Consider the following 14,393-nt stretch of genomic DNA (forward strand, 5'->3'; position numbering starts at 1 on the left):
AAAAAGTTTTTTTTAGAACATAACACAACTTTTAACCAGTCTTAAATCGCTTGCAGACTTTCCTTTCTACGTCTAAAGAATTTCTGTCTCTGATTCAAAATTTTGCTTGACAAGCAAAAAATATAAATCCTAGAGTTTTTTGCAAAACTTGAAACTGATTGAACATAGTTCCTGAAGCATAGCGAAAGGCAAGAAAAAAACACATAACCAAAATGCCAAGGACAGAAAGGAATGGACAGGAGCAAACCACCTGGGCAGATATCCATCAGACGTGTGTGCACAGACTTATACAAACAACGGAAGCAACATGATGATACGGTCCGTTTTCATCCCTTTGCAGGTGTTCGGTATGCCTCCTGTATATATGTACTGTCCATGACTATTCATTCAGACATCCGTAAGTTTTGCAAAGCCTCATCAATATATCAGTTGTTCCAAATTTTATAACTGAAAAAATCTTCCTTTTTGTCTTAAGATACTTGAAAGACTATTTTATTAATGAAATACTAAATATAGGCATACTTAAGTATGCATATAATTATTGTTTAATAAAGAGAATATATTAATGATTGACGAAAAAGAATTAATCTATAAATATTTAGTCGATATTTCCCGATTTGCTATAGCTGGTGACATAGAGAATTCAAGATTATATATTGCCCGTACATCAAGAAAACTTCGGAACATTTTTCCAAACTTATCAAAACAGCTGGCAACATTGTTAAGTAACTCAAAAAATGATTCTATACTTCGTCATGTCGCTTCTACAAAAGACGTAAGACAAAACAATTTAAACGAAAATTCATTATCGTCTTTTATATCAGGTCCAATCAATTGCACCACAGCAGAAAGGCCAATACTCCAAGCTGGCTTACAAGGAATTTTTCAACGAATTATTTTAGAACGACAATCTATTGCCAAACTATCAAAATCAGGATTAAAACCAACAAGTACATTATTTTTTATTGGAAAACCAGGAGTAGGAAAAACACTTTCTGCATACTGGTTAGCAAAAATTCTTAATCTTCCGTTATATAAAATCGATCTTGCAACAGTAGTTGGCAGCTATCTTGGTCAAACAGGTAATAATCTGAAAGCCGCATTGGCTTTCGCCCAAGAACAACCAATGGTTCTTCTTCTTGATGAAATCGACGCCTTAGCGAAAAAAAGAAATGATGACTTTGATATCGGAGAAATCAAACGAATTGTTACCGTATTGTTACAAGAAATTGATAGCTGGCCAACAACAAGTATCCTTGTTGCGGCAACAAACAATCCAGAACTTGTTGATCCTGCCCTATGGCGTCGATTTGATGAAGTTCTTGAATTTCCATTACCAGATAAAGAACAAACAGAAGAAGCAATCATACGTTTTTTAGGCAAAAATTATGGACCATTCCAAAACTATAAAGAAATCTTTACTATTCTATTTCAAAAACAATCTTTTGCCGATATTGAAAACCAGATTTTAAAGCTTCGGCGCACCTTTATTGTTGAAAATTTTTCCGTTGAAGAAATAATGGCAAACTTTATTAAAAATAATCTTGAAAAACATAATCGGATTGAAATGGCTAAAGTTTTGTTACGTAATGGGAAATTTTCTCAAATAAAAATAAGCAAAATAACAGGCGTTAGTCGTGATACAATTCGAAAATATAAAAATCAATTATTGCTCGAATAGGAGGGTTTAATGGGAAAACGTCACTTTATCCTTGGTAAAGGAGAATTACTTACTTCTCCAATCAAAATCAAGCATAATTATCCAAACAAAAAAGCTTATCCATATACTTTTGAAGAATCACTTGCCCAATTAAATTCAAAATTTGTCACAATAGCAAACAATGTCGACAAGCTTCCAGCCCTTGCATGCCCAGCAGACTATGCTGTCGAAACTATAACGTTGAACCCTGCTTTCATTGCACGTTCTTACTATCCCTCTGCTTTATTCGAAAAATTAAATGTAATTCCCATAGGCAGTCGCAACATTAGTATCGTACCTCGTAAATGGAATAGGAAAATTGTTCCTAAAAAAACAACAACATCCCAGTTATTTATAGCAGGAAAACGTAAAATCCTTCGTAATATTCCTCATATCACCGAGCAATTAGATCCCAATAGTATAGAGGCGCTTGATTTTTCAAAAATTGAAGATGTGGGACTACACAACCCAATTCTTGATTCCGTAAAAGAAATAAAACAAGAAAACATATCTATGTTTTTTGAGATTGCATTGCAGCTTATTCCCTTTGATTCCCAAGCTCGTATAATTATGAATTCTTTTTGGGACTTTTCACATAACCTTTCCATTGAATGTTTACAAGATTACTCTTTTAAATCTGGCAATCTTTTATTTGTTCCTGTCCGTGGAACAAAGTTGGAAATAATGCAACTTTCTAAATTTTCGTTCATTAGAGTAATTCGGCTTATGCCTAAAATCAGAGATATTCCCTCTTCGACTACAAGGGTTAGCCTTCCTGCTATCAAAGTTTCATTACCTTCTGTTAAGCAACCAATTTCCGACACTATTCATGTTGCAATCATGGATGGTGGATTACCACAAGATAATCCGATAAAGCCATGGCTTTACCGCTATTTAAAAGGAGATGAAAATGCAAAAGATATTATAGAGAGGTTTTTGCAAAATTCACGGATGCCTGAATAAATATTCACGGATGATGCATATCCATGCAGAAGCCAGGCCTGACGGCTGCAGGAGATGGGAACCGGCCGCATCACGTAGCCCTTATGGCCTGCCGCAGGCCTGCGCGCACACGCAGGACGGACGCCCTTCCGGACACAGGCCGGGAATCCTGCTGAGAAAACTGCATATTTATGCACACTGACCAATCAGTTTCGAGTTTTGCAAAAACCTCTAGAATACAATAATCATGGCTTGGAAGTTTCTTCAGCATTCTTATTTGGCCCGATATCTCCAGGAAATGCAATAATGTCACCCTATGCTCCGATTACACATATTCGCATACTGGATAAACTTAGCAACAATGAAAGTCCTCTTGTCTCATATCGAACATTAGGAATGATCCAAGATGTATTGCTATCAAGACAATATGAATTTGTCAACTTAAGCATTGGACCTGATTTACCAATCGATGATCATGAAATTCATGCATGGACTTCTGTTATTGATGATGCACTTGCAAATGGAAAAACATTCATGACAATTGCTGTAGGAAACAATGGAGAAGCTGACAGATCATCAGGAAATGCAAGAATTGAAGTCCCATCAGATTGCGTAAATGCCGTATCCGTTGGAGCGTCAGACTCAACTGATAGCAAATGGAAAAAGGCTTCATATAGTGCAATAGGACCAGGAAGGCAACCTGGTATCGTTAAACCAGATTTAGTTGCTTTCGGAGGATCTCCTCAAGAATATTTTCATACTCTCACAAAGGGACAAGTACCTATAATTGTACCTCAGATGGGTACTAGTTTTGCAGCTCCACTCTTGTTGAGGACTGCTGTTGGTATCCGAGCTTATCTCGGAAATGAGTTTTCCGTTCTTGCAATCAAAGCATTGTTAATTGATAGTGCTGAACGTAATGGAAATGACCGGATTGATGTTGGATGGGGAAGAATCCCTGATAATCTTCTATCCCTTATCACTTGCGGAGATGGTACATCAAGAATTGTTTACCAAGGAGAACTAATAGCAGGAAAATATTTACGGGTACATATACCTCTACCCAAACAACTGCAAGGAATGATTTCTCTAAAAGCTACTATCTGTTATACTACAGAAATTGACCCAGAAAATTCCGATGCATATACAGAAGCAGGAATCGAAGTAACTTTTCGTCCAGATAAAACAAAGAATGAAGATGGAAAACAAGCTACATCAAAAAGCTTTTTCTCAAAAAAAATTTTCGCAACAGAAAAAGAACTAAGAAATGATGCCGGAAAATGGGAAACTGTTCTGAAAGGAAAAAGGAAGTTCAGGGCAAGTTCTCTCAAAGAACCGTGCTTTGATATTCATTATAATGCAAGAGAAAATGGTATGACTACTTCAAAGAAAAACAGACTTCACTATGCACTTATTATTACTATCCAAGCTACTAAAACAACAAATATAACAGAAAAAATCATGGAATCCTATCCAGAACTAGTACCAATAATACCGAAGTCTACTATACCTGCTACAAAAATTAGGATTTAATAGTTACAGTAATTATCAAAACCAATTACAGTTTTTTCTGTCCTGTCATTTTGATGATATAATAAATTCTATTTTGTAATATCCAAGGGAGCAGCCAACAAATTTAGGAAAAATTTTTATCAAAGTTATTGACATATGCCGAAAACTAGTATAGATTGTTTCTTGTAAATGGCATATGCCATAAATTAATTTCATATACAGGAGGCATACATATGATAATCGCAATACCAACTTTCAATTCACAAATCGTACCACACCTAGGACGGAGTATGGAAATCACCTTGTTTGAAGTCGAAGGAAAAGAAATCAAATCAGAGCGAAAAGTTCCCGTCCAAAACAATGGCCCTACAGATATCCTTGGAGCACTCAAGGATGCAGGAACCGAAGTCCTGATCTGTGACTTCGTCGGAGAAAGGGCACTGCCCTACTTACAGCAGATGCAAATCAAACTGGTCACTGGAATACAGGGAGATGCAAAGACAGCCTTGCAGTCCTATCTTGATGGTCATTTGACAAGCATCCCTGTACAGATGCAGGACATTCCTTATGGCTTAGGCCAGGGATTCGGATACGGTTGCCGTGGCAGAGGAAACGGCATGTATGGTCCTGGCCGTTCTTGCAGACAAGGGCAAGGTCGCAGCCACGGACGTGGCTTCGGGGCCGGAAACAGGGGATTTTCAGCAGGTGGTGGCAGACGCCGCAGGGACGGCAGTTGCCGGTACTGTTGATTTTCAGATATTTTCCATTTCTACTTGGTCCTTCCGGTCGGAAGGGCCTTTTCCTTCCATAGCCCTACATCATTATTTCAAGATTGCTACGATGACGGTCTTTCTTATAGTTGACCCTCACTTGGGCTACTACCTCGGCAATGACAGGCAGGTATAGGGCAACGAAGAATACTGCAATGCCAATGCGTGGAGACACCGGGGAAAAATAACAGATAAGGAACAGCCCGATGCTCACGAGCATGAACAGCCTGCCCCAGTTCCGTGCCTGCTGATGTACCTTTACTTCCCGAAGCGTACCGATGACAATAAAAGCACAAAACAGAAATATAGCAAGCGGCAATGTATAGTGTTCAAGGACAAAAGCATAGATGACCTGCATATCCCCGAGTATCAGCGTCCTCATCACCTGTGTACCCAGCAAACAAAGCAAAAAGTCCATGACCGCGTGCCCTACAGTCCAAAAACCAATGGATACCAATGTATCATGCGGCCTTTCAAGAGGAACCAGATCATAGTAGATCCACCAGATTGCAATGACAACCCACATGCCTATGAAAGCTTTCTTGAAGTTTATGGCCAGCACTTTTTCAGAAGAATAGACACCTGCAACCAGTTGTGCGACCATCTGTCCGAGAATAATCAGGACCAACCGGCTGAAACGATCCTTCAGCGCATGGGTAATACCGTACCGGACAGTTACATCCAATCCTTTCTTCCTGTTCACGGCATACACGATGAAATAGATACTGAACTGCAGCAACAAAGAGAAAATCCAAAGCATGAGACGAGCTGAACGATCAACATAGACTGAAAGTACAAACAGCAGTCCGACGATAAGACAGACCAAAGCATAAGGCTTTGAATATGGTTCGTGATCGACATCATAGACACCCGTCATCAACCAGATAAGCGCAAACAGGAACATCAGGAATGCATAGGAAAAAGCGAATCCCCTGAAATTGACTGCCAAAGGATCGGATGCATAGACGGCAACACTTCCCATACCAAACATCTGAGCGAAAGTAAACACCCTGGTCCTGACATCCTGGTTGCCATGCAGGTCGTGGTAGATACAGCTGTTGAACCAGACCCACCATCCAAGTGAAAAGATAAGGAAAAAAGTAAAAGCATGTATCCACGTCAAGGAAGCATAGGCATCCCATCGGGTAATCCGCGCAAGATAAATCGAAAAAACTATGTCATAGAACAGTTCCAATGCCGAAACTTTCCGCTCTTCTTCAACATCACTTGCCTTCCGTGGCTCCTGCCACCAGTATTTGATGCTCTCAGACAATCTCATATCTATACCGGTCCTTCCTCAAAGCAATTCCATCGTACCTGTCGGAAGGCATTTTGCTCAAGTCCCTGCACCATTTTTTGCATACAAGAAACCGGCAACAATTGCCGTAAGAGGAGCAGTAAGAACCAAGCCGAAGCTACCTACCATCGTATTGAGGATTTCGGCAGCAACATAATTGAGATTCAGCATCTGTACCATAGGCGTCCCCTGTGCCATGAAAACCATCAGGAGTCCCATGTAGTTGCTGGAGTAAGCAAGCAACAGTGTAGTAGTCATCGTGCCGATCACAGAACGACCGACACGAAGTCCCGAGAAGACCAGCTCCTTCCTTGCCAAAGTCGGGTTATGCCGCTTCACCTCTTCCATGGCTGCCGCCACGTCCATCGAAATATCCATTACCGCTCCCGAAGCTGCCAGGAATACACCGGCAATGAAAATTTTCGTCAGGTTCAGGTACGCATACCCGCTGTACAGCAAAGTCTCAGTAAAAGGTTTCACGGCTCCGCTGAGACGGAAAAGCCTGGTAAAGACCGTTGCAAGCAGCCAGGTCACTATAATTCCGGAAGCTGTGCCGAGAAAAGAAGCCAATCCCTTCTTTGTCATCTCTCCTATGAGAAAAAGGATGACAGCAGAAAGCAACAGGACTACGATCATGGACACAAGTACAGGATCGAAGCCCTTGAGAAAGACAGGAAGCATGACCTTCCAGATCATCGCGCCGGAAAACAGGAAAGAAACCAAGGCCTTTATTCCTGTCATACCGGCAAACAAAGCAAGAAAAATCGAAAAGAGTACGAGCAGCATACATTCATAAGGTAACCTGTCATAGCCTACCAACGTGGCCCCCATGAGTTTACCGTCCTTGACATAGGGAGTTGCAAGCACTTTCATTCCAGGTTCATATACAGTATCAAGCTCCATCTTGCCAAGGAGCCTGTTGACACCTTTTATTTCTTTCCCGGCATAGGTTCCCGAAAGTATCCGCACCATAACAGACTGCTGCCCGACTTTTGTAATGCCATATTGTTCCATATGTGTATCGTCAACGCTGAGTACCAGGGCTTTTACCGCTGACGGGACGGTAGGTTTACTCGTGCCCAGCGAAATCGGCAGGAAAACCATGACAAGACTCAGCACTGACAGCAACACGGTGAATGACAGGTCAAAACGCTTGCCAAGGGCAGTCTTCATCATGATCTTCCTCCTCATCGTGTACTACTACTTCCGGATGCCAAGGGCATCCGCCATTACCTTGTAGATGTCCACATTGTCCATCATTCCATTGACCAGCTGGCTGTCAGGTCCTTCTGCATAGGTTGCAACAGGAACTGCAGTGTGTGAGTAAGTCGTCCAACCGATACCGGCGCGGCTGTTGAGGACATGGGTAATCTCCATGACAAACGGTTCGTAGCCACCATAAAGCAGGTAATCATCAGTATAGGCCGACTTGATCACTTCTCCGTCCATGCTCCTCTTGAGAGCCGCAGCAAGCTCAACGCTTTCCTGGGCGGTAAGGTTGTCAAGTCCGAAGTAATTCTTCAGATCACCTTTCAAATCATCAAGACTGCAGTTTGCTGCAGTATGGGTTTCCTTATACTGGGCAAAGGCATTTTCCGTATAGTTTTCATAGGAAATATCCTGCCCTTCCAAAGCCTTGAATGCACTCTCATATTCAGTCCCGGCAAATCCAAGGGTCAAGCCACCGGTTTCGTGGTCAGCAACAATGATTACCAATGTGTCGCCGGAATGCTGCTTGTAGTAGTCTATGGCCTTCTGTACGGCATCATTGAAAGCAAGCGTGTCAATTATGGATGTCTTGGCATCATTGGCATGGCAGGCATGGTCAATCCTGCCACCTTCGACCATAAGGAAGAATCCGTCATCATCCTTGCTCAAAAGCTGGATTGCCTTGTCGGTCATCTGGGCCAAGGTCGGTTGGTCAGCTTTGTCTATGGCATAGCTCAGATGGGAAGCAGAGAACAATCCCAGTACCTTGTCACCGGCTTTGGGTTGGTATGCAAGGAAATCAGCAGTCTTTCCATCACCGACAAACGTGGTATAGCCCTTGGCACTCATTTCCTTGGTCAGGTCCCTTCCGTCAGTTCGCTTTGATTTCAAGCTTCCACCTTGTCCGACAAAGTTACGGTAACCACCACCTGCAAGGAAATCGACACCAGAAAGGCTTTCATCTATGGCAATGGCATTCTCGTCGTCCCTGTCGACATTATGGGCAAGGAACACTGCAGGAGTTGCATGGGTCACACGGGTCGTAGTCAGTACACCTGTAGCTTTTCCTTGTTGCTGGGCTTCAGCAAGAATGGATGTAAGAGGAGTATGGTTGTCATCGACTGAAATTGCACCACAATAGGTCTTATGGCCAGTAGCAATGGCTGTTCCTGCTGCAGCGGAATCGGTAATCAGCCTGTCGCTTGCATAAGTAGTGGTCATACCTTGGTGAGGGAAATCCTCAAAACTCAGCTTGCCCATCCAATTGCCGTCCTCTGCTCCGAGATAGGCATCGGCAGCAGCAATCTGGGGTACACCCATTCCGTCTCCGATCAGCAGGATCACATGTTTTGCACGTCCTGCCTGGCTTCCGTTCGGCTGGAGTACCGCCGATGTTTCAACTTCCCCTTCTGCAACCAGCAGACAGCTGGCAGTAAGCAGTACGGATACGATACTTAAGATTCGTTTCATATATTTCTCCTAATTGAGGTACTTCTACCGTAGGAGAAAAAAATAAGACAAATGTTAAGCACACATTAGAAAACCATGAAATACAGACAGATATACATCGGGTACAAGTGATGCACATGACCTATTTGCCGGAAAACCTGATCTTTTGCCAGATATCATTGTACTTTTCCAATCCTGCACCGACATCATCCTTGATCTGGCAGGAAGCAAGCTGACTGGTAGCATACATGGGCACAGTCGTCATATACGCAGCTGCAGCCTCATTGACACTGGGAGGAAAACGGAACTCATCAAGAAATTGTGCATATACGTCAGGTCTATGGATAAAATTCATGAACAGCATGGCAAGTTCAGGATCCTTGGCTCCCTTTGGGATACACATGGAATCAATATACATCGGGCCGCCTTCCTTGGGAACGAAATAATCGACCTTGTCCCAATCACTTTCCTTCAGTTCACCGAATACAATTTCAGGATACCCTTGAACCACATAGAAATCACCGGAAGCAAAACTTTTCCCGAACCCTTCACTGTCAAACTTGGCCAAGTTCGGCTTCCAGACCTTGTTGACGACATACTCTGCCTGTGCAAGCTGTCCATCATCCAGTGTATTGACACTATAGCCCTTGTACGCCAAGGCATCACCCAAGACTTCCCTCATATCATCCATCATGCTCATATGCCCGGCAAGATCGGTACGGGAAAAGATATCCCAACTGTGATCATAGCCATGGACCTTTTCCTTGTTTACCGAAACGCCGGCTGCACCCATGAAATACGGAACCGAATAGACAAACCCAGGATCATATGTCGCCTTTTCCTTGACCAAGGCAGAAAGGTATTTCACATTCGGAATCTTCGAAAGGTCAATTTTCTCCAGCATGCCAAGTTTGATCAAGATGGAAACATAATCCTGTGATGGAAAGATAACATCGTACCCTGTCGCACCACAGAGGAGCTTTGCAAACATTTCTTCATTTGAAGCAAAGTTGTCAACTTCAACATTGACATCATAGGTATTCTCAAATTCCTCAATCACCGATTGCGGGGTATAGCAGGTCCAATTGAACAAATACAATGTCTTTTTCTTGCTTGAACAGGATACCAACAGACAAGAAGTCAGGACAACGGCAAAGATAGACAGCAGATCACGCTTCTTCATAAGGTTACCTCGAGGATGCCAGCGTCTTCAGAAATTTCCTCAACGTGAAGACAACCAGGCAGATTGACAGAAGAATAAACAGGGCCAAGGCATTGACTGCAGGAGTAATGCCGAAACGAATCAAGGAATAGATATAAAGGGGAAGAGTCGTCGACCCAGGTCCACTGACAAAAAACGTAATGACAAAATCTTCCATGCTAAGGGTAACTGCCATCAAGTAACCACTGAGAATGCCAGGCATGATGATGGGTATGACAATCTTCAGCAATGTCGTCCTTTCATCAGCACCAAGATCTTTTGCAGCTTCAATGACGGAAACGTCAAACTCATCCAATCTGGTCATGATTGTCAGGAACACAAACGGAAGACAAAAAGTCACATGGGCAAGGAAAATGGTAAACAGTCCCAACTGCAGGCCTATCTTGGCAAAAAACAGGACTGTAGAAACACCGATGATGACTTCTGGCATTACCATAGGAAGGTAGGAAACAGTCTGGATAAAACGTCTGCCAGCAAAACGGTACCGGCTTACTCCTACGGCAGCAAGCGTAGCAAGTACCGTAGAAACTGCAGCAGAAGACAAAGCAATGATAATGCTGTTCAACACGGCCTTCCACAGAGCTGGGGAATCAAAGAAAAGTTCCTTATACCATTGCAGGGAAAAACCAGTAAATTGTGCCCCCTTATCTTTGTTAAAGGAATAAACAATGATCAGAACAAGAGGCAACAGCAGAAACAGGAGACTTATCACCAACATTACCTTTGAAAAAGAAAATTCTTTCCGTCGCTTGAAACTTTTGCGTGCATCCCGCCCCATCTGCGTCCTATTGGGTCTTTTCCGTAACAAAGAAGAAAGGAATTCCTTGAAAAACAAAGATCTCATCTTTTTCCTTCCTTTCCATCATCTTTCAGCAGATAAAGCACACCGACAGTTGAGATCAAAGCAATAAGCAAGGAGAAAGCTGCCGCAAGCGGCCAGTTCCTTGTCTTTGTGACCTGGTCAGCAATCAGATTGCCAAGCAGATAAGAATCCTTGCCACCGACCAAAAGCGGGACCGTATAGTTGCCGAATGCCGAAATGAACGTAAAGACTACAGAAGTTTCTATTCCTCCTTTTATTGAAGGGAAAAGCACTTTTCGTGTCGCAGTTGCACGGGAGGCACCCAAGTCCCTGGCAGCTTCCAACAGGGCAAAGTCAAAACGGTCAATCGATGCAAACACAGGGAGAATCGCATAGGGAAGGAACATATAGACAGATACAAGGACAACGGCAAAACTGTTATATAGCAAACTCAGATGGTCACTTGGAACTCCCAGCAAGGAAAGCAGATAGACGATGATACCGTCACTGCCAAGAAGGGACATCCATGCAAAGATACGAAGCAAGGAATTCGTCAAGAACGGAATCAATACCAGGGCAAGCAACAAAGTCTGATGCCGGCTTTTGACAATGGCATATGCTGTTGGGATTGCAAGTATCATCACGATGACCGTAATCAAGACCGACAGCAAAAAAGTTCTCAAAGCAATAAGCCCATAGGCTTTGTCAAATAACCGGGCATAGGCCTGAAGGGAAAAAATTGGTTCAACCCCACCGTAAAGAGCCTTCTGCAGGAAACTGTAGCAGATGATCACAGCCATGGGAGCAAGGAAAAATATCAAAAGCCAGGCTCCCATCGGATAAGCATAGGCACCACCGAGATTTTTTTTACGCCCATGGGACTCCTGTAATTTCATTTGAGGATATCCTCCACTATATAGCCGTCATTGTCTGTCCAGGAAACGAAAACCTTATCCTGCCACTCAATCTCGGGTCCATCATCAAGGAACACCTTATGCTGCTTATATACCCTGACCAATTGATTGTTTCTCAAACGGACATAGAACTTGGATTGGAAGCCAGAATACACGACTTCTTCTACGACTCCAGGAAAAACATTGAGCCCTTCCCTAAAAGGAGGCATTTCATGGGAAATATAGATTTTTTCCGGTCTGACAGTATAGCAGACTTTTTGCCCTGCTGCTGTCATTTCATAGTCAGTTACCAGAAGCGGATCCTTGAAATTACCGATCCGAAGCCTACAGGCATACTCTTCAGGACGATCAGGGACATCAGGGAGCTTGTTACAGGTCTCGACTGTCGCCACAAAACTGTTGGTTTCTCCGATGAAACGTGCAACGAACTGTGTTGCAGGACACTCATAGATTTCAAAGGGAGTGCCGATCTGCAGTACTTTGCCTTTGTTCATGACTGCAATACGGTCAGAAACAGAAAGTGCTTCGTTCTGGTCATGGGTCACATAGATGAAAGTAATGCCTATCTTATCATGGATGGTATCCAAATCAACCAGAAGGTTAGATCGCAGTTTTGCATCCAAGGCAGAAAGAGGTTCATCAAGAAGCAATACGCTCGGTTCCCCGATCAAGGCCCGGGCTATGGCAACCCTTTGGCGTTGCCCACCGGAAATCTGATCCGGCATCTTTCTTTCCTGCCCTTCAAGTTGAACCAACCGTAGGTACTTGATGACTTTCTCTCTGATTTGCTTCTCAGGGACTTTTTTCAGTCTCAAAGGAAAAGCAATGTTTTCATAGACAGTCATATGAGGAAAGAGAGCATAACTTTGGAACACAGTATTTGAACGACGTTTTTCCGGAGGCAACGGCAAGACATCCTCACCGTCAAAAAGCACGGTTCCATCGTCAGGAAACTCAAAACCGGCAAGAATTCGCAACAACGTCGTCTTCCCACATCCAGAAGGTCCTAGAAGAGAAAAGAATTCCCCACTTTTGATTGTGATACTCACATCATCCAAAGCACAAAAACCACCAAATCGCTTGGATACATGGTCAATGACCACTGCACTGCCTTTCATCTCTCTGAAAAACTCCACAGGAAGCGTACTTCCAAACCAGCAAGGAAGTGGACGACCCCACAGAGACCCGCCACTTGATAATTTCCGTAAAGGAATCACTACAAAATTCTCAAAAAACGAATATAGCACACTTATAATACTACATGGGTTGTCAGTCAATATATCAAAATCACTTGGAATCGATTATTTTTCTCTTAATAAAATAAAAGTACTGGAAACCAATAGTGAAAATTGATTGATAAACATGGCTGTTGTGTTTATCATAGTGACAAATACGACTCAGGAGAAAAGACACAGACTCATGAAAAATTTCATCTTGATTCCCGATTCATTCAAAGGGACCATGAGTTCCATGGAAATCTGTACCATCATGGAAAAAGCCATCAAAGCAACCTACCCGGATGCCCATACAATAAGCCTACCCGTAGCAGACGGAGGAGAAGGAAGCGTTGATTCGTTCCTCCAAGCCTTAGGTGGAGAAAAAATCACGCTTAAGGCTACTGGGCCTTATAGAGAGCCTGTAGAAGGTTTCTATGGGATTCTTCCCGGTAACGTTGCTGTCATTGAAATGGCAGCAACCGCAGGGCTTCCACTTGTCCAAGATCAACTTGACCCCAGCCTTACAACTACCTATGGAGTTGGAGAACTGATGATTGATGCAGCAAAAAGGGGTTGCAAGACTATCATCATAGGACTTGGCGGTTCTGCAACAAATGATGGCGGCTGTGGCGCAGCAGCAGCTTGTGGTGTGCGTTTCCTTGACAGCAAAGGCAATGAATTCGTCCCTACGGGAAGTACATTGGATAAAGTTGCCAGCATAGATAAAAGCAAAAGAAGCTCACTTCTTGAGGGCATCCAGATCAAGACAATGTGTGACATTGACAATCCATACTATGGCAAGACAGGAGCCGCCTATATATTCGGTCCCCAGAAAGGAGCTGATGAGAAAATGGTTGAATCCCTCGATGCCAAGATGCAGGCATTGTGCAAAGTAATGGAAAGGGATTGCAACGTAAACGTCCAAACCATACCTGGCAGCGGTGCCGCAGGAGGCATGGGTGGCGGTATGATAGCTTTCTTCGATTCAAAGCTGCAAATGGGTATCGAAACAGTCCTTGATACCGTAGAATTTGACAAAAAGCTTGAAAGTGCCGATGCGGTCTTCACAGGGGAAGGCAAAATAGATGGGCAAAGCCTGAGAGGCAAGGTAGTCATAGGCATTGCACGCCGGGCAAAGAAAAAACACGTACCGGTATTTGCCATTGTCGGTGATATCGGCGATGACGTGGCACCGGCCTACGATATGGGAGTAACCGGAATCTATTCAATCAACCGTGTAGCCAAAGATTTCAACAAAGTCAAGGGAAGGGCAAAGGACGACATGTACCTGACCATGGATAATCTCATGAGAACATTCAAGAGATTGGGTCTGTAAGCATTGTCCATCATATCAGGAGCA

General features: G+C 43.2%; 13 protein-coding genes. 6 read left to right on the forward strand and 7 right to left on the reverse strand.

From position 1 onward, the window contains the following. Positions 1–565: 565 nt before the first annotated feature. From LKE40_07410 to LKE40_07430, 5 genes are all read left to right on the forward strand, one after another. Positions 566–1,681 carry an ATP-binding protein gene (locus tag LKE40_07410; GenBank protein MCH3917276.1) on the forward strand — a complete coding sequence of 372 codons (1,116 nt, stop codon included), beginning with the start codon at positions 566–568 and terminating at the stop codon, positions 1,679–1,681. Between the two features lie 9 nt (positions 1,682–1,690). Next, complete coding sequence (locus LKE40_07415; protein ID MCH3917277.1) at positions 1,691–2,662, forward strand: hypothetical protein; 972 nt, start codon at positions 1,691–1,693, stop codon at positions 2,660–2,662. 10 nt (positions 2,663–2,672) lie between these two features. Next, positions 2,673–2,843, forward strand: a complete 171-nt coding sequence (locus LKE40_07420) for a hypothetical protein (GenBank protein MCH3917278.1) — start codon at positions 2,673–2,675, stop codon at positions 2,841–2,843. A 50-nt stretch (positions 2,844–2,893) separates the two neighbouring features. Continuing rightward, a complete protein-coding gene (locus tag LKE40_07425; protein MCH3917279.1) occupies positions 2,894–4,174 on the forward strand; it encodes a S8 family peptidase in 1,281 nt (426 codons plus the stop codon). A 212-nt stretch (positions 4,175–4,386) separates the two neighbouring features. Then, positions 4,387–4,902 carry a hypothetical protein gene (locus LKE40_07430; GenBank protein ID MCH3917280.1) on the forward strand — a complete coding sequence of 172 codons (516 nt, stop codon included), beginning with the start codon at positions 4,387–4,389 and terminating at the stop codon, positions 4,900–4,902. Positions 4,903–4,966: 64 nt separating this feature from the next. Here the strand turns inward: LKE40_07430 and LKE40_07435 are convergent, their stop codons facing one another. From LKE40_07435 to LKE40_07465, 7 genes are all read right to left on the reverse strand, one after another. Next, positions 4,967–6,202 (reverse strand): low temperature requirement protein A, encoded by a 1,236-nt coding sequence (locus LKE40_07435; protein MCH3917281.1) that lies wholly within the window; start codon positions 6,200–6,202, stop codon positions 4,967–4,969. Positions 6,203–6,259: 57 nt separating this feature from the next. After that, positions 6,260–7,396 carry a YibE/F family protein gene (locus LKE40_07440; protein MCH3917282.1) on the reverse strand — a complete coding sequence of 379 codons (1,137 nt, stop codon included), beginning with the start codon at positions 7,394–7,396 and terminating at the stop codon, positions 6,260–6,262. 24 nt (positions 7,397–7,420) lie between these two features. After that, a complete protein-coding gene (locus LKE40_07445) occupies positions 7,421–8,899 on the reverse strand; it encodes an alkaline phosphatase (GenBank protein MCH3917283.1) in 1,479 nt (492 codons plus the stop codon). Positions 8,900–9,020: 121 nt separating this feature from the next. Further along, positions 9,021–10,061, reverse strand: coding sequence for an extracellular solute-binding protein (locus LKE40_07450; protein MCH3917284.1), 1,041 nt, complete (start codon positions 10,059–10,061; stop codon positions 9,021–9,023). 4 nt (positions 10,062–10,065) lie between these two features. Next, positions 10,066–10,944, reverse strand: coding sequence for an ABC transporter permease (locus tag LKE40_07455; GenBank protein ID MCH3917285.1), 879 nt, complete (start codon positions 10,942–10,944; stop codon positions 10,066–10,068). After that, positions 10,941–11,798, reverse strand: coding sequence for an ABC transporter permease (locus LKE40_07460; protein ID MCH3917286.1), 858 nt, complete (start codon positions 11,796–11,798; stop codon positions 10,941–10,943). The genes LKE40_07455 and LKE40_07460 overlap by 4 nt, the downstream gene beginning before the upstream one ends. Then, positions 11,795–12,934, reverse strand: a complete 1,140-nt coding sequence (locus LKE40_07465) for an ABC transporter ATP-binding protein (protein ID MCH3917287.1) — start codon at positions 12,932–12,934, stop codon at positions 11,795–11,797. Before LKE40_07465 ends, LKE40_07460 begins: the two co-directional genes overlap by 4 nt. 301 nt (positions 12,935–13,235) lie before the next feature. On the opposite strand from LKE40_07465, the gene LKE40_07470 reads away from it, so the two are divergent. Continuing rightward, positions 13,236–14,369 carry a glycerate kinase gene (locus tag LKE40_07470; protein MCH3917288.1) on the forward strand — a complete coding sequence of 378 codons (1,134 nt, stop codon included), beginning with the start codon at positions 13,236–13,238 and terminating at the stop codon, positions 14,367–14,369. Positions 14,370–14,393: the final 24 nt, after the last annotated feature.

The sequence above is a fragment of the Spirochaetia bacterium genome (assembly GCA_022482625.1).
In the GTDB taxonomy this organism is placed as follows: Bacteria; Spirochaetota; Spirochaetia; order Sphaerochaetales; family Sphaerochaetaceae; genus Pleomorphochaeta.